At 44.5% G+C, this 16,339-nt stretch carries 16 protein-coding genes; 2 read left to right on the forward strand and 14 right to left on the reverse strand.

What is annotated here, in order from left to right; genetic code table 11:
* The first annotated feature begins 48 nt into the window (after positions 1–48).
* Positions 49–2,661: a glycosyltransferase family 39 protein gene (locus BLW34_RS04020; RefSeq protein WP_090575939.1), complete on the forward strand. Its 2,613-nt coding sequence runs from the start codon at positions 49–51 to the stop codon at positions 2,659–2,661.
* 61 nt (positions 2,662–2,722) lie between these two features.
* Here the strand turns inward: BLW34_RS04020 and BLW34_RS04025 are convergent, their stop codons facing one another.
* The 10 genes from BLW34_RS04025 to BLW34_RS04075 form a co-directional block, all read right to left on the reverse strand.
* Positions 2,723–3,517, reverse strand: coding sequence for a ZIP family metal transporter (locus BLW34_RS04025; RefSeq protein ID WP_090575942.1), 795 nt, complete (start codon positions 3,515–3,517; stop codon positions 2,723–2,725).
* A gap of 226 nt (positions 3,518–3,743) precedes the next feature.
* Positions 3,744–4,508 carry a peptidoglycan editing factor PgeF gene (pgeF, locus tag BLW34_RS04030; RefSeq protein ID WP_371263907.1) on the reverse strand — a complete coding sequence of 255 codons (765 nt, stop codon included), beginning with the start codon at positions 4,506–4,508 and terminating at the stop codon, positions 3,744–3,746.
* A gap of 66 nt (positions 4,509–4,574) precedes the next feature.
* Positions 4,575–5,762, reverse strand: a complete 1,188-nt coding sequence (locus BLW34_RS04035; RefSeq protein ID WP_090575948.1) for a serine palmitoyltransferase — start codon at positions 5,760–5,762, stop codon at positions 4,575–4,577.
* Complete coding sequence (locus tag BLW34_RS04040) at positions 5,759–6,016, reverse strand: acyl carrier protein (RefSeq protein ID WP_090542342.1); 258 nt, start codon at positions 6,014–6,016, stop codon at positions 5,759–5,761. Before BLW34_RS04040 ends, BLW34_RS04035 begins: the two co-directional genes overlap by 4 nt.
* 16 nt (positions 6,017–6,032) lie before the next feature.
* Positions 6,033–6,953: an NAD-dependent epimerase/dehydratase family protein gene (locus tag BLW34_RS04045; protein ID WP_090575952.1), complete on the reverse strand. Its 921-nt coding sequence runs from the start codon at positions 6,951–6,953 to the stop codon at positions 6,033–6,035.
* 6 nt (positions 6,954–6,959) lie between these two features.
* A complete protein-coding gene (locus BLW34_RS04050; protein ID WP_256203566.1) occupies positions 6,960–8,753 on the reverse strand; it encodes a fatty acyl-AMP ligase in 1,794 nt (597 codons plus the stop codon).
* Positions 8,754–9,698: 945 nt separating this feature from the next.
* On the reverse strand, positions 9,699–10,361 hold the full coding sequence (locus BLW34_RS04060; RefSeq protein WP_090575962.1) for a histidinol-phosphatase: 663 nt from the start codon (positions 10,359–10,361) through the stop codon (positions 9,699–9,701).
* Positions 10,358–11,044: a DnaA regulatory inactivator Hda gene (gene hda, locus BLW34_RS04065; protein ID WP_090575966.1), complete on the reverse strand. Its 687-nt coding sequence runs from the start codon at positions 11,042–11,044 to the stop codon at positions 10,358–10,360. Before hda ends, BLW34_RS04060 begins: the two co-directional genes overlap by 4 nt.
* Positions 11,045–11,116: 72 nt before the next feature.
* Positions 11,117–11,623: an Hsp20/alpha crystallin family protein gene (locus tag BLW34_RS04070; RefSeq protein ID WP_090575970.1), complete on the reverse strand. Its 507-nt coding sequence runs from the start codon at positions 11,621–11,623 to the stop codon at positions 11,117–11,119.
* A gap of 63 nt (positions 11,624–11,686) precedes the next feature.
* On the reverse strand, positions 11,687–12,190 hold the full coding sequence (locus BLW34_RS04075) for a BCAM0308 family protein (protein WP_090575973.1): 504 nt from the start codon (positions 12,188–12,190) through the stop codon (positions 11,687–11,689).
* Between the two features lie 232 nt (positions 12,191–12,422).
* On the opposite strand from BLW34_RS04075, the gene BLW34_RS04080 reads away from it, so the two are divergent.
* Positions 12,423–13,052 (forward strand): phosphoribosyltransferase, encoded by a 630-nt coding sequence (locus BLW34_RS04080; protein WP_090575976.1) that lies wholly within the window; start codon positions 12,423–12,425, stop codon positions 13,050–13,052.
* On the opposite strand, the gene BLW34_RS04085 is transcribed toward BLW34_RS04080, so the two are convergent.
* From BLW34_RS04085 to amrB, 4 genes are read right to left on the reverse strand one after another with little or no spacing between them, the layout of a single operon-like run.
* A complete protein-coding gene (locus BLW34_RS04085; RefSeq protein WP_090575979.1) occupies positions 13,053–13,691 on the reverse strand; it encodes a dienelactone hydrolase family protein in 639 nt (212 codons plus the stop codon). It lies immediately after the preceding gene.
* Positions 13,688–14,785: an AmmeMemoRadiSam system radical SAM enzyme gene (gene amrS / locus BLW34_RS04090; protein ID WP_090575983.1), complete on the reverse strand. Its 1,098-nt coding sequence runs from the start codon at positions 14,783–14,785 to the stop codon at positions 13,688–13,690. The genes BLW34_RS04085 and amrS overlap by 4 nt, the downstream gene beginning before the upstream one ends.
* The gene (amrA, locus tag BLW34_RS04095; RefSeq protein WP_090575986.1) at positions 14,778–15,356 is read right to left on the reverse strand and encodes an AmmeMemoRadiSam system protein A; all 579 of its coding nucleotides are present in this window, start codon (positions 15,354–15,356) and stop codon (positions 14,778–14,780) included. Before amrA ends, amrS begins: the two co-directional genes overlap by 8 nt.
* Complete coding sequence (amrB, locus tag BLW34_RS04100) at positions 15,346–16,167, reverse strand: AmmeMemoRadiSam system protein B (RefSeq protein ID WP_090575989.1); 822 nt, start codon at positions 16,165–16,167, stop codon at positions 15,346–15,348. Before amrB ends, amrA begins: the two co-directional genes overlap by 11 nt.
* Positions 16,168–16,339 lie beyond the last annotated feature (172 nt).

A 16,339-nucleotide genomic window follows, 5' to 3' on the forward strand; every position in this document is an offset into this window, starting at 1 on the left:
ACTCATGCTCCACACCTCTGAATCCACGCTCTTTTACAAAATTAAATAATGCAGTTTTCCATCGTCATTCCCACTCTCAACGAATCAGAAAATGTGGACTTACTGTTAACACGTTTGCTTGCTCTTGATTTGGTACCAGGAAGTTTTGAAGTTATTTTTGTTGATGACGGGTCAACGGATGGAACACCAGAAAAAATACGTAGATGGGAAGCACACAAGAAAAATATTCATCTTGTTGAGAGACAGGAAAAACCAGATCTAACGGCATCAATTCTGGCAGGTACAGCTATCGCCAAAAGCGATATCATCGTTGTAATGGACGCAGATTTGAGCCATTTACCTGAGCAGTTACCCGCTGTCGTTGCGCCAGTACTGGATGGTAATTATGACGTTGCAGTAGGTAGCCGATACATTCCCGGCGGAAGTACTCAAGGTTGGCCTCTATATCGGCAATGGCTGTCACGGGCGGGTGGCCTACTTGCACGCCCTATTTGCGATGTAAGCGATGCTACTTCTGGTTTTTTCGCATTTCATCGCAAGCTTATAACCAATATCCCAGAAAAGGCTCGCGGATACAAAATACTTCTTGAGTTGTTGATGTCAGGTCAAGGAAATCTTAGCGTCATAGAGATACCCATCACATTTCATGACCGAGCACAAGGCACCTCGAAATTATCCCTTTCACATCATCTGATTTATCTACAGCGGTTGATCACACTAGCCGGAGGCACAGTATCTATCGGCACAGCTAGCCGTTTTGCAATTGTTGGGTTTATGGGTATTTTTGTCGATGCTTTGATATTCCAATGGATGATAAGTTGGAACTCTGGACTCGCATTGGCTCATATTACGAGTTTTTTAGCAGCGGTTACTATAAATTATACACTTAACTCTAAATGGTCGTTTCGATCGTATCATGAGGGCAACCTAGATTGGTATCAATTTGGTCGCTTCTTAACTGTCGGATTATTTGCACTACTCTTACGTGGTGGCGTACTTGCGCTCCTTGTCTATACTTGGCATTTGCCAGCCGAGTTAGCGATATTCCCAGCAATTGCAGCAACAGCAGCTGTTAATTATCTTGGCTCAGCCTTTTATGTTTTCCCAGAAAATAGAAATCGCCCATCATTAGATATACGCTGGCGAGTGGCTGCAGTTGGAATTGTGCTTTTTGTTATTCTACTGCGCCTTGTTTATCTTGGTCTGGCTCAACTCATTCCTGATGAGGCTTATTATTGGCAATATACTCAGCACATGGATTTGAGTTTCTTCGATCATCCTCCAATGGTGGCTTGGTTAATCTGGCTAGGTACCACAATTGCAGGCCAAAATGAGTTAGGTGTCAGAATCGGCGCCTTTATCTGTGGCTTGATAGCTATGGGCTACCTCTATGCATTTGCGCGCAACCTATATGACAAATCAACAGGTATGCGTGCAATCATGCTGCTATCTATCCTGCCATTTGGCTTTGCTTCTGGTCTAGTGATGACACCCGATGCACCATTGATTGCCACTTGGGCTGCCACTTTATATTATATGGAGCGTGCTCTTGTAGCTGGTCGAAACATAGCTTGGCTAGGGATGGGAGTTGCTTTTGGTTTGGGCCTATTGTCCAAATATACACTCGGTTTATTGGGTATTGCCGCTTTAGCCTTTGTTATTTTGGATCCTGCTGCGCGTCGTTGGATGCGTCGGCCTCAACCCTATCTCTCGGCAATCCTCGCACTATTGCTATTCTCACCCGTTATCATCTGGAATTATGAAAATAACTGGGTTTCATTTTTATTTCAAACTGAAAGACTTGGTGGTGGAGGGCATACTTTCTCCGTCCATTACCTGCTCCTTTATATCGCAATCATTTTAACCCCAGTGGGCTTATATGCTGCCTTGCATGCGCTTCGATATATTTGCTCTAAGAATAACAACTATGATAAATGTGAGCGTAGGCGCAATTTATTTGTGCTTATATTTACTGGAATTCCACTGGTAATTTTCTTGGGCATCAGTACGTTTGATACACCACGATTTCATTGGACCAGCCCTGTCTGGCTTGCCATTTTACCCACTATCGCATGGATGATGGGGCAGAGTAGGACCCTATATACTATCTCCAGTCGTCTGCGTGCAATATGGCAACCAACCATTATCGTTTCGTTACTTGCCTATACATTTGTACTACATTATGTCGTACTAGGTATTCCAGGAATACCCTATCAATTTCTTACTGAACATTATTTCTGGAAGGAAGCCACTCTTGAAGTCGAAAAGATAGCTGAAGAGATGCGATCCCAAACTGGACAAGTGCCGATTGTAGTAGGCATGAGTAAATGGTCAATTGCAAGTGCATTATCTTTTTACAATAAAGATAGTAATAAAATGGATATCCGCTCGCGAAATATGTTTGGAGACAATAGTGCCATGTATGATTTCTGGTTTCCATCGCATCCACCTAGTAACCGTCCTATTATCTTAGTAGGAATGGAACGCCATACGCTTGAGCGTGATCGAGAAGGAGACGAAATTGATCACATGCTTGACCAACCTAGTACTGTACAATATAGAATAGTGACACGAAATGGTACACCCTTGCGTCACTTATACTATCGCACCGCACAAGGATACCATGGCAGCGCTATCTCAAAGCTCACTAAAAGACAGTGAATACAACTGCGCAGTATAAATCAAACCCTCGAACTGTGCCTGCCCTACTTATGACGACTCTTTAGTGGCTATGCTTGAGCATAGTCTCAACCAGCCAAATAGAACCAATTCCAAAACTAATTAGCACCACTTGCTGAACTGTGGCAGCCAACTCAGGTCGTTTATGCAAACCTGGAATGAGATCTGCCATTGCCACATAAATCATACACGCTGTTGCAATTGCAAGCATTGGCAAGACGAGATGATTAAGTTGATGCAGCATAAAATAAGCAAGTACCCCTCCTACTAAAGTTGCAACACTTGATAGCAAATTAAGTAAAAGCGCATGAGTGCGGCTGTAACCAGAATTGAGCAGAATAATAAAATCACCAGCCTCTTGGGGAACTTCATGAGCAATAATTGCAATAGCGGTAACAATGCCGAGCTGGATATCAACCATAAAAGCTGCTGCAATGAGTATGCCATCGACAAAATTATGAAATGTGTCTCCTAAGATAATCATCATACCGCTACGGCCATGATCGCTCTGGATCTTGTAAATAGAACGACCATGCTCAGGATCATGTACCTCACATTCATCCATATGGCAGTGCCGCCACAGCACGAGTTTCTCTAGGATAAAAAAAATGAGTATACCTAGCAGAACTATGATCGTTATTTGTTTTGGATTCTCAGAAAGCTCGAGAGCCTCAGGCAGAGTGTTTAAGAATGCCGCCCCTAGCAGTGCCCCGATTGCGTATGAAACCAACATAGATACCCATGAGCTACGAGTATTAAAAGTCAATATGGCCGCAAACAGTATACTCAGTAAGCCACCAAGCAGGCCAGCCAGAATGATCCAGGTGAGAGTTGACATAAAATTTATTTTTTGCAGAAAATCATGGAAGATAAACGCCTTGTATCATGTGTTATAGCACTTGCCAACCTAAGAAACAAAATGCTTTCCTCCTTAAAGGAAAGCACCAGAATGATTTAGTGGTTTGTTGCTAGCACCCAAAAATATATTTATTCTCCATGATAAATTTATACACGGTATTTGTGCTACTTTCTTCCACATTTGCGCCCCAACGACTTCTTCTCATTTAAGTCGTATCTGCTAACCAAATCAGTGCGGCCATTCTGCCTGTTTTACCATCTCGGCGATAAGAATAGAATCTTGATGGGTCACTAAATGTACACTCATAACCGCCATAAACTTTAGTGACTCCAACATCTGTCAGTCGTTGCCGTGCCAATATAAATAGATCAGCAAACCATTTCTTATCACTATGGCCAGGAGTAAAGGCAGCGCCAGATTTGCTATCTTGCTCCAAGAACACTTCCCGCACTTCTTCCCCGATCTCAAAATGCTTGGGACCAATTGCAGGACCAAGCCAGGCAATAATTTCAGAGCTCTTACAAGCCATCTCCGTAATAGAGTTCTCAATTACTCCTCTGGCTAATCCTCGCCAGCCAGCATGGACAACACCCACAACACTGCCTGCTGTATCGCATAGAAATATCGGTAAACAGTCTGCCACCAATATTGCACACACTCTCCCGCCACAACGACTCAATGCTGCGTCACCTTCAGGCTTTACTTCATTCTCTTCCACCCAGACTGGTCTCGCTCCATGAACTTGTTTCAACCAGCATGGATTACTCGGCAAATATGTACGTAGCAATGCGCGATTCTGTTGTACCAATAATGAATCATCGTGTACATGATCACCTAAGTTTAGTTCTGCGTAAGCACCGCTTCTGTTTTTACTCACCCCGCCCTTTCGGGTAGTGAAAATTGCTTTTACATTTGGTGGCGATGGCCAGCTTGGGGTAATCCAGTGATGCATAATGTAAGAAGAATTCATTTTATAGCTAATCGGAAAATAGCATATTGTTCTGCCAGCATTCTAATTAGATCTATAAAAAATCTTTCACTGAATAATTGATGAATGTAGCTTAGAAAAAGCTTGGCAGACATGTTCGATTTGCTCAGAAGTATGTGCTGCATTTACGCTGCATCGTACCAATGATTTACCTTCAGGTGCTGCCGGGGGAAGAATCAAGTTGACGTAAATGCCATTCTCAAGCAAGCCGTTCCACAAAGCTAATGCTTGTTGGGGATTATCTAATATGGTTGCTACGACAGGTCCAGGTTCTGGACCAACTTGAAGTCCGATCATCTTAAGATGCGAATAGAGTTGCCGTGCATTTCTCCATAGCTGCTCACGTAATTTACTGCCATCTCGGAGTAATCTTAAAGCCACGCGCGTTGCTGCAATGGTAGATGGCGAAGGTGAAGCTGTGAAAATATAAGGGTGACTCACATAACGTAACTGGTCAAGTTGCAGATGATTACTCACACAATAACCGCCTATCCCACATAAACTTTTACTAAAAGTTCCAGTAATAAAATCAACTTGGTTGATGAGTCCAGTCTTTTCAGCCAGGCCTTGCCCAGTTTCACCCAAAACACCAAGCGAATGTGCTTCATCAAGCAGTAAAATACTGTTATAAGCATTTTTTAAGCTTACAATTTCAGCTAAAGGTGCTTGGTCACCCAACATACTATAGATACCCTCAGCAATAATGAGGGTATTCTTACTACGATCACCCAGCCGTCGAAGACGTTTTTCTAAGTCCGCCATATCATTGTGCCGGAAGCGGATGATATCCGCTCCACTTAGAATACATCCATCATATATACTTGCATGAGAGTCGCCGTCAATAAGTGCTACATCACCCGCGCCTATTAATCCGGAGATCGTTCCGAGATTAGCTTGATAGCCTGTTGTAAAAACGATACATGATCGGCAATGGTAAAAATCAGCAAATTCCATCTCGAGCGCACGATGCCCCGAATAATTTCCATTTGCCATTCGGGAACCTGTAGTACCTGTGCCTTCCTTATCTATCGCTTCATGTGCTGCTTTCCTACATTCTGGCGAGAAGCTAAGTCCAAGGTAGTTATTGGTACCAAGAAGCAAAATCCGACGTTCACCAATTCTTGCTTCTGTTGGAGAATAAATTTCTTCTATAGGTATACCAAAAGCGCTTAATCCAGTTGGTAATTGTGCCTTTCTAGCTGCAGCGGCTGCATCAAGTTTTTCTAGTAAATTCATTTTGAATCGGACATGATTCTGTAAATCAAATTAGCAAGATCACGGACAGTGAGCACGTCTGTGAGAGCATTCAATGGTATTGAAATATCAAAGTGATCTTCTAATTCCATAATGAGATTCAATAATTTTATGGAATCAATCGCTAGTTGAGTAATGAGATTTGTTTCGGGTGTAATTTCCAGTTCCGGATTTGCGAAACTTGCTAGGCGTTGGCTTAATAAATGCAAAATGTCTTCTTGGTTAATTTCTGCCATTCGTTAATTAAAAAATTCAGAGTTTGATCAATTGTGGCAATGTATCACAGAGATGAAGTTTAGGGTACCAGCACGCTAAACCTCGCTTCAAAGGCGCTATATCACACACCCAATCTGGGTGTTGTAATTCGCATACTTTTCCAGGAGTCAACATGGGTGAATAGCCTATTAATCGGGATACCCACAAATTAACGCAGGCGATTAATTGAAGCATTGGGCCAGGTAATCTAATGCATCTAACAGGTTTTCCTAAAATGTCTTGCGCAATAGCTGCTACTAGTCGATAAGTATAACCACCCGGCGTGCCATCATCAATCTCAAAAGTCCCTGTAATGGGTTTATCGCTACGCAACCAACAATGAATCGCTGCTACTAAATCATTAACATGAAGCAATCCGAAGCGATTAGCCAAATGACCGACAGAGGGTAGTACGCCATAACAAGCTGCTTTAAAAAGTGGTTGAAGCTCTTTATCGCCGGGACCATACACAGCCGCGGGACGAAAGATAGTACATGGCATATTGTCCGAACAATCATTAATCAGTTGTTCAGCTTTGAATTTACTGATCGCATACCATGAAAGTTTAGGTTCTCTTGCTGCCAGAGAAGATATAAAAAGGAAACGAGGCCCAGATTTCTGCTCAATAATTGCGTGCAATAGATTATCTGTACCCACTACGTTATTATGTAAAAAGCTTCCTAGGGAATTGCCTCTTACCGCGCCTGCGCAATGTATTACAGCAGATACTCCCTTAACAAGTCTTTGTAGCGACCCGTGATTATCTAAATCCCCATATATCCACTCTAGGTTTTCTCGTTCAGCAGATGAGACCCGTCGAGTCAATGCGCGAACGTTCCATCCATTTCCCAGCAGACTATCAAGCAATGCCTGACCGATAAACCCAGTGGCACCCGTTACTGCCACCACTTGTGACATTTAATATTATCTGTCTCCAGACTGAACTATAGATATCTGATCAGCTATATTTGCGCGTTGAAGAAAACCTTGTCGTGCTGCAAAACGTGACAGTTTACCAGATGATGTTCTCGGTAACGTGTGAGGTGGTACTAATTCAACTAAACAGTTAACACCAAAAGCCATATAGACCATTTGCTGTAGCCGACTTGTAAGGGACTGCCTTTCCTCCACCGAGGATAAACGACACTCAACAACTAACACGACGATCGTCGTATCATCTGCCCCATTAATTCCAAAAGCTGATGCTTCACGGGATCTAACTTCTGGTTGCTGCTCGGCAAGCTCCTCTATATCTTGCGCACGAATATTTCGACCGTTAACAATAATGACATCAGTACGGCGTCCAGTAATATACAAATCACCTTCCAGAATGAATCCAATATCACCTGTATCAAGCCAGCCTCCCGGCTTTAATGCCTTATTGGTTTCTTCGTGATTATTATAGTATCCGGTCATAATGCTCTTTCCTTGAACCAAAACACTACCAACCATCATCTGGGACAGCTCTTCTCCATTATCACCAACAATTTTAACAGTATGCTCGGGAAGTGGACGGCCACAATTGACAAACTCATTAAATTTCCTGCCTTCCGCTTGTACTCTCACTGCCATTTTCTTTTCAACCAACGTTTTAGTATCAACCTGTAAACTCATCACGCCTTGATTAATCTTCGAGAAAGAAACAGCAAGAGTAGATTCTGCCAAGCCATAGCAAGGTAAAAAAGCACGCTCATCAAAGCCTGCCGCAGAAAATTTATCTGCGAAGTTTCTTAAAATATCTGGTCGGATCATTTCGGCTCCGATACCTGCTGCACGCCAACAGCTTAAATCAAGTTCCTTTAAATCCGACTCTCGAACTCTTAACGCACAAAGCTTAAGACCAAACGGTTGACTAAAAGCAACCGTACAGCGATTACGGCTAATTAATTTCAACCATTGCAGTGGCCTAATTGCAAAATCCCGTGTTGCCAAATAATCCACCGAGAGCTGGGCGGCCATTGGTGACAATACAAGACCCACCAAACCCATATCATGATAAAACGGAAGCCACGAAACACAACGATCACTAGCATGCACTTCTAGTCCATTACGCACTATTCCACGGAGATTACACATCAAGGCTCGCTCTGTAATAACTACTCCGCGAGGCATCCGTGTACTCCCTGAAGTAAACTGTAAATAAGCAACTTCTTCCGGAGAGTTGGGTTGCAAAACCACTTCTACTTCTGGCAACATATCAAGCTGATTTGGCGTTCCGACCCATTGCAAATGATCAGTGCTTAAACCTTCAACAGCTTCTTCAAGAAACCCAACAAAATCAAGATTAGCTATTGCAACACTTGCTTGGCTACTTTCAAGCATGCCACGCAGCTGTCGAACATATATTGCATGACTGCCAAGATTAACGGGTATTGGCATCGCAAAAGGAACAAACCCTGCATATCGGCATGCAAAAAACAACTCAATAAACTCAGGCGTTGTATCAGCAATTAGCGCCACACGATCACCACGCGCCAAACCTAAACCAGATAAACGGCGAGCAGCTATATGCGCATTTTGTTTAAGTGCACTATAGGAAAGTACTGATCGCAACTCTCCCTTTGCATCATAAAAATTATATCCTGTCGCTCCGCCTGCTGCATACTCCAGTGCATCAATCAGCGTATCAAAATCTGCCAGTCGCTGAACCAGCGTGCTAGCTGTAGGTGTCGCTGCCATTGACAATTTGCTTGAAGGCTGAGTATCAGATTCTTGCATTAGCGGATCCTCCAGCGTAATTATTGTCGAACTCAAGATCTTCCCCTCGAAGTAATGGTGCTGGTCATCTTATTCTAAGACCATTTTAACGCAATAATCCCCAAAGACATTTTTTATCAATGCGTTAGATTATTATCCATACGTCTTTATTTTTCGTTGCTTATTAAATACAACTGTCTCATATTCATTGACGAAGGAGCTTATAGCAAGCGCGATTTCCCTGTCAAGGCTATATTAATCACATGTTGTTTTATAACAACAGTCGCATTATTGATCTAGTCAGATAAAGTTTTAGCTACTAAATTAAATTTATAGCAATAAATTAGTACATAAGTAACGTTAAAGTAATTAGGTCCGTTTCAAAACTCGACATAGCGGGCGAGCCTGCGAGACCTAAGTTTTATCATAGCGGTATAGATAGAGGTGAGAGCGGTTTTGGCATGTCGTGATGTGTCAAAGCCGACATCGCTCCTCGCATCCGTCCCGTCTGTCTTTATGGACCACGCATCAATAATGGTCAGCGCCGGGCTTTCCTTCCGGCCTTCCAGACCGCGCGAGCGACGCGATACAGAGCATCGTGAATACACTCCCATACGGGGTCGTGCGTATCCACTCCCGGAAATAACGGTAAACCGTCTGCCATGAGGAAGTCTTTGGGTCGCATATTCCACTGGCAGCCCGGTTGCAGCAAAGAGAATATCTCGCGCTCACCACGGCGCAAAAACAAGTCGTGTACGGACAACCTGTGCGGCGGGTAGCAGAGCCACAGACACGGCTTTATTTTCTCCCATTCCGTACCTGTCATATCGCTTGCATAATCCTTGCGAGTGTCAGGTGTCCATACCATCGGTTCCTCTTGTAAAGCATCGAACACTTCACAAGTGAATCGAATTGTTAGTCCGCGCTCAACCCTTATATCAGAAGCCTTGAAACAGACTCTCAGAGCTATCGCAGACTAATAATTGACCAACCATTCCTTTGTGCATGCCCTTCGAGCGTGGCATCAGGATCAACGGCGACAGGATGCGTCACTTTCTTCAGAAGCGGTAGATCATTCAGTGAGTCACTATAAAACCAGCTTTCTAAAAAAGAAAGCCAAGTTAGATTATGCTCATCCAGCCATTGCTCCAGTCGCGTGATTTTCCCTTCTCTGAAGCAAGGTGTTCCTGATATTCGACCTGTGAATTGACCCTCTTTCTGCTCTGGCTCAGTTGCAATCAGATGGTCAATGCCTAATATCCGCGCAATTGGTGCGGTGACGAAGCTGTTGGTTGCCGTTATGATGACGCATAAATTACGCTCGAGCTTATGCTTTGCAATCAACTCATGCGCACCTGGCGCAATCAGTGGGATGATTTTCTTCTGTATGAATTCACTGCGCCATGCGTCAAGCTGCTCTCGTGGATGTCTTGCAAGCGGTTTTAGCTGAAAATCAAGAAATTCATGGATATCGAGCGTCCCTGCTTTATATTGTTCATAAAATTCAATATTTCGCGCTTCATACACTTCGCGATCAAGCACTTTCTGTTCGATTAGAAATTGAGCCCATTGAAAATCACTATCTCCAGCAAGAAGTGTATTGTCAAGATCAAATAAAGTCAGCTTCATGAGGCAGCCTGTAATAATTCACGTAATAAGGGAAGTGTTATTTGCCGCTGCTTGGCAAGCGAATAACGATCCAATGCATCAACCACTCTAATTAAGGTAGGTAAATCACGCTGCTCGTGCCGCAACAGATAATCGCAAATCTCATGAGACAACTCGAACCCGCAGCTGATTGCATGACTTTTCATAGCTTCTCTTTTCTCCTCATCGCTTAATTCATGTATCTGATAAGCTAATCCCCAGCCAAGACGCGTAACTAGATCCTGCCGTAAGGTCAATTGTGTAGGGGGTACTTCGCCACTTACCAAAAATAATGCATTTCCTTCCTCTCGTACCTGGTTATAAAAATTAAATAATCTGACTTGTGCAACTGACCCCAATCGTTCTACATTATCGATCGTCACACAGTCAATAGAATCCGCATCAAACACAAATTCACTATTAATTTCACATGAAACATAAATTGCCCTAAGCTGCTGTTGGACAAATGTCTCAGCCACCGCCTGCAACAAATGGCTTTTACCACACCCAGCACTACCCCACACGTAAATAAAACGCTCTGGATTCTGATTAGCATTAGTTACAGCATTCCTGAGTGTTTGTAGCAATTCAAGATTACGCCCTGGAATAAAGTTCTCCAGTGTGGGGGGCCGTGGTGGCGCAATATCGAGCAATAACTGCTTCATGGACGCATACAGAGATTATTTCAGAAATAATCCTACTTTACTTTCTTAGCAACACGATCATCAGTACCTGCCTCAGGATAAACGAATCGTTCTGGACTTACTATCTCCAACTTTTGGCAAACGAACCGTCAATACACCATTCTTGTAATTAGCCTCTGCTCTCTCGGTATCCACATTGCGTGGCAACGGAACCGATCGTTGGAATGTTCCATAGGCACGTTCCATAATATGGTAAGTGCTATCCTGGGTAACCCGTTCGAAGCGTTTTTCTCCACTTAGATAGAGCATGCTGCCATCCAGGGTGATTTGCCAATCTTCTTTCTCAATACCAGGCACTTCCACGCGCACAACGATCTCTTTATCCGTTTCCTCCACTTCTCCTGCCAGCAAACTCCACCGTGGAAGCACGGGCAGCTGACTATCGCGCTCCGCGATCGCTTTATCTTTGCTGTGTGAGAAATGGGTCAGCGCCTCTCCACTACGACTAAGCAACTCACGCCAGCCTTCAGAAAGATTTTCCCAGGCACGACCCAATTCACGGCCGATACTTTTTCCTGCCTCTTTTAATGATTCCAACATAATTGTTCTCCTATTTCATCATTAAAAAATACATTGATGGCCGTTTTATAATCACTGATACCATCAACGCGACCAATTCACTCGCAGCAAGTTTTCATCCGAGTTATAGTGAAACTCAAGCTCACCCTGATAGGCATGATGAATCGCCTCGCCCATCCCGCGAGCAAGATGGATATCCGTGGTAGTAATCAACGTGGAATCGTTTGCTTCTTCGATCTCCATAATACGTTTGAGAGGATGTTCTGCACGCTGATACTTTTCCTCATTATGCACAAGATGCATGATTTCCTCGCGATGCGCTGAAAAAAACGCTCCCTGCAGGGTCAAAAAGCCCGCAGGATAGTGATCATGGATACGATGGCAGGCTGGGCAAGTTTCTCGATGGGCATCATCTGGAGCAGCCAACCACTGCCAGCGCCCCTGATGATAGACTGCATTACAATCTGGGCACACGGTCGGCTCATGTAACTTACCTTTGGCCTTATAAGCATCATAAACTCGCTCCTGAAAAAAATTATCGCGACGAGTAATCTTATAGAAACCTGGGGGAATTTTAGAATGACTCATAGCACACATCTCCTTTAATAAATATGAAATATGAGCATCATGACTTGACTTAACAAGGTTCAATATAGCTCATGACTACTTACCGAGCGATCAAAACTACGAATCCAGCTTTCTCAAGTCTCATATCCTACCTGTCTTTTAAGTGATTAACCAGATTACCATCACAAAACTGACTACCCGTTAGCCGTTTAAGCGTATGATTTGAGTGACAGACAGAAAGGAGGGGAAGGAAATGTTTCGTGATCGTAAAGAAGCAGCCATCTTATTAGCAAAGCAACTGAATCTGTATCATGACCAACACCCCCTGGTGCTGGCGATTCCCCGTGGTGCAGTACCTATGGCGAAAATTATCTCCGACATGCTAAATGGCGACATGGATGTCGTGCTCGTACGCAAATTACGTGCACCCGATAATCCGGAATTCGCCATTGGTTCAATAGATGAAACAGGGTGGACATATCTTGCCGAATATGCACACCAGGTGGTAGACGATCCACGTTATATCGAAATCGAGAAAGCCACTCAACTTGAAGTCATGCGCGAGCGGCGTAATAGCTACACACCGATTCGTCCACCTATGGATCCACAAGGACGCATCGTCATCATAGTAGATGATGGTCTAGCAACCGGTTCCACCATGATCGCTGCTCTGCATGCCGTACGCGCTAAACATCCTCAAAAATTGATATGCGCGGTACCTGTTGCACCCGCCGAAACTCTGGCTAAAGTGGCGCCTTATGCAGATGAGATGGTATGCCTTGATACCCCAAAGCTGTTTTATTCAGTAGGACAATTTTATCAATCATTTCCTCAGGTTAGTGATGAGGAAGTGATCAGGTTATTAAAAAAAAACGATGAGTAATTATTTTGGAATACTGAAATGCTGGACAAACCAGTCTGCCGCATGACGCGCAACCTGTTCCAGTGTGCCAGGTTCCTCAAATAAATGCGTCGCTCCCGGTATCAAAGTAAGCTGTTTTTCGCAATTCAACAGCGAATAGGCTTGTTGATTCAACTCAATCACACCGTAATCTACTCCACCAACAAGTAGCAAAGTGGGTGCAGTAACTTGCCTTAAAGCTTGCTCTCCAGCGAGATCAGGGCGCCCACCGCGCGATACCACGGCCGCAATTTTATTTTCCAGTTTTGCTGCAGCCTGCAGTGCTGCAGCTGCACCCGTGCTAGCACCAAAATACCCCACCTGCAGGGATTGCATCTTCGACTCACCCTTCAACCATAATGTGGCAGTGAGCAAGCGTCGTGTGAGTAATTCGATATCAAAGCGTGTTGCATAGTCTCGATCTTCTTCTTGCGTCAACAGATCAAATAGGAGTGTTCCCACACCACGATCCTGCAACACGCTAGCTACATAGGTATTACGTGGGCTGAGGCGACTACTGCCACTACCATGGGCAAATAGCACCACACCTGCTGCAGAAGGTGGCAACACCCATTCACCACCCAGTCGGGCAGCGCCATCCTGAATAAATACTGCGCTCATATTAAGTCTCCTATAGCAACTGGAATACGCCGCCTGCCAAATATCTCGGCATATTCACCAAAACGACCAGCAATGGTGGCATTACAATCAGGACAATGACCGTCTGTAGTCAGACGATACTGCGCAATCTCATACCAGTCACGCTCAATCAAAGCTGCGCCACATGATGAGCAAAAGGTGATCTCTCCCTCTCGATTATGCACGTTTCCCGTATAAACGTACTTGAGTCCTGCCGTCTGGGCAATTTTTCGTGCCTGAATCAGGGTACTCGTTGGAGTACTCGGTATGTCAATCATCTTGTAGTCGGGATGAAACGCCGTAAAATGTATTGGTACTTCTACATCGAGTTCTCTAGCCACCCACTCACTGAGCGCCTGCAGTTCTTCTGCAGAATCATTGAATCCAGGAATTAATAATGTTGTCAATTCAAGCCATATCTGTGTTTCATGTTTGAGATATTTCAGTGTATCGAGCACCGATTGCAAGCGCGAACCGGTTTGCTTGACATAGAATTCCTCGGTAAACGCTTTTAGATCGACATTGGCCGCATCCATTTTGGCGAAGAAATCGCGTCGGGGTTCGGCATGGATATAGCCCGCAGTGACTGCCACGGTCTTGATATCCCGCTCATGACATGCATCGGCCACATCCATGGCATATTCTGCAAAAATGACCGGGTCGTTATAGGTAAACGCAACACTTTTGCAACCCAAACGTTCGGCAGTTTGCGCAATGGCCTCCGGACTAGCCTGGTCAGCAAGCTTATCGAAGCTACGTGATTTGGAAATATCCCAGTTTTGACAGAATTTGCAGGCAAGATTGCAACCTGCCGTGCCAAAAGACAAAATACTGCTGCCCGGATAAAAGTGATTCAACGGCTTTTTCTCAATCGGATCCACACAGAAACCCGAAGAACGGCCATAGGTTGTCAGCACCATTTCATCGCCCACCCGGCCCCGTACAAAGCACGCACCGCGCTGCCCTTCATGCAATTTACAATCACGCGGACACAAGTCACACTGAATACGTCCATCACTCAGCCGATGCCAGTATTTGGCAGGATATCGTTCTGCATTGCTAATGGGTTCATCCATTTGGGTATTCCTCAACATCATCAATTTCACGCCATTTGGTTACGGTATAGCGCGACAGCTTGACCCCTTCTGCCCAAAAATCTGCAGGCAACCCTGCTTTCTGTTTCAATCGGGTCAGAAACTGACGTGGCTGCGAAAGCTCCTGCCACACTTGGGGTAAAAATGTACTGCGACAGTGGCCATATTCAAACACTACGCCATCTATACCTGGCCGCAACTGCACTAGCGCATCCGCCTCGTCCTGCACTACCATCGTCAGCATCGGTGATAGCACTGAAATTTCGATATCAGTATCGTCAAACTCAGCCGCACGCAAAGGTGCAAAACGCGGATCATGTAGAGCAGCAGACACCGCATTACTTTTGACATCCATTAATAATGATCGTTGCGCCTCAAGTGAGCCGATACAACCACGCAACTGATCATCCTGCATTAGTGTAACAAAACACGCGCCCAATTCTTGCAACCATGGGGCGTGCTCATCAATATCCGACCGATAAACCACATTCAAAGTACGAGCAATCGCATTCCGTCCAATCGATAACAGCTCTTTTCCTCGATTAGGCTGCATATTCAGTATTCCCTGAAGATGAATGAGGTAGTGTAAAAGCAAATGCGCCATAACCCACCACCTGATCAGGTGAACCACCAGTATCTCCTGAGTTGCGTAAATCTAACAAATGCGGGGTCAAATGATGTCTGCGCGCAGCTATCATCAAACCATTAATGGGTACCGCACCACAAGCCTGCCCTTGATCAATGGATTGGCGCAATTGAAGAATGGACAAAGCAGTCTCGTTATCTTCTCGTTGCGCGAGGCGATAAGGTAAATAGTGCGAAAGATCGGAGCTCACAATAATCAAGGTTTCCTCACTCCCCCACAAATAACCCAATACCTCGGCGACCTCCTCGGCGGAGGTCATCCCTACGACCAAGGGCAAAATCGAGAAATCCGTTAAGGTGCTTTGTAAAAAAGGCAATTGCACTTCCAGTGAATGCTCTAGTGCATGCGCACGCGCACTGATTGTCAGTTGTGGCAAGTGTGCAATTCTATTGATGATAGCTGTATCTACTCTCACCCTGCCCAATGGTGTTGCAAAAGCATCTACATCTGGCAATGCCAAACCACGTACTGCAATATGGTGTGCGGGACCAAGTAAGATGACACGACGAATACGCTCAGCAAAGGAACAAAGCGTGACATATCCAGACGCTGCTATCGCACCCGAATAGGTATAGCCCGCATGCGGCACAATCAATGCCTTTGGTATGGATTTATGCGTCTGGGCAGCACCCAATAATTGTTCGATATTCTCAGTCAGTCGCTGTGAATCAGCTGAATAAAATAGCCCAGCCACAGCAGGAGGGCGGACGGTAATCATGAGAAAATTTCCCTAAATTAGATACCGTTAACATAAGGGTGATCTCTGGAAAATCAAGGAAATATTAATTAAAGCTAAGTCACTGCCAGGAAACAAGAAGATTACACTTTTATGTAACTTATCGACTTGTAATCATTCATTTTTTTAAAATCTGCAGCAACAGTCATTCCAC

The organism is Nitrosomonas sp. Nm58, assembly GCF_900107335.1.
Classification (GTDB): Bacteria; Pseudomonadota; Gammaproteobacteria; order Burkholderiales; family Nitrosomonadaceae; genus Nitrosomonas.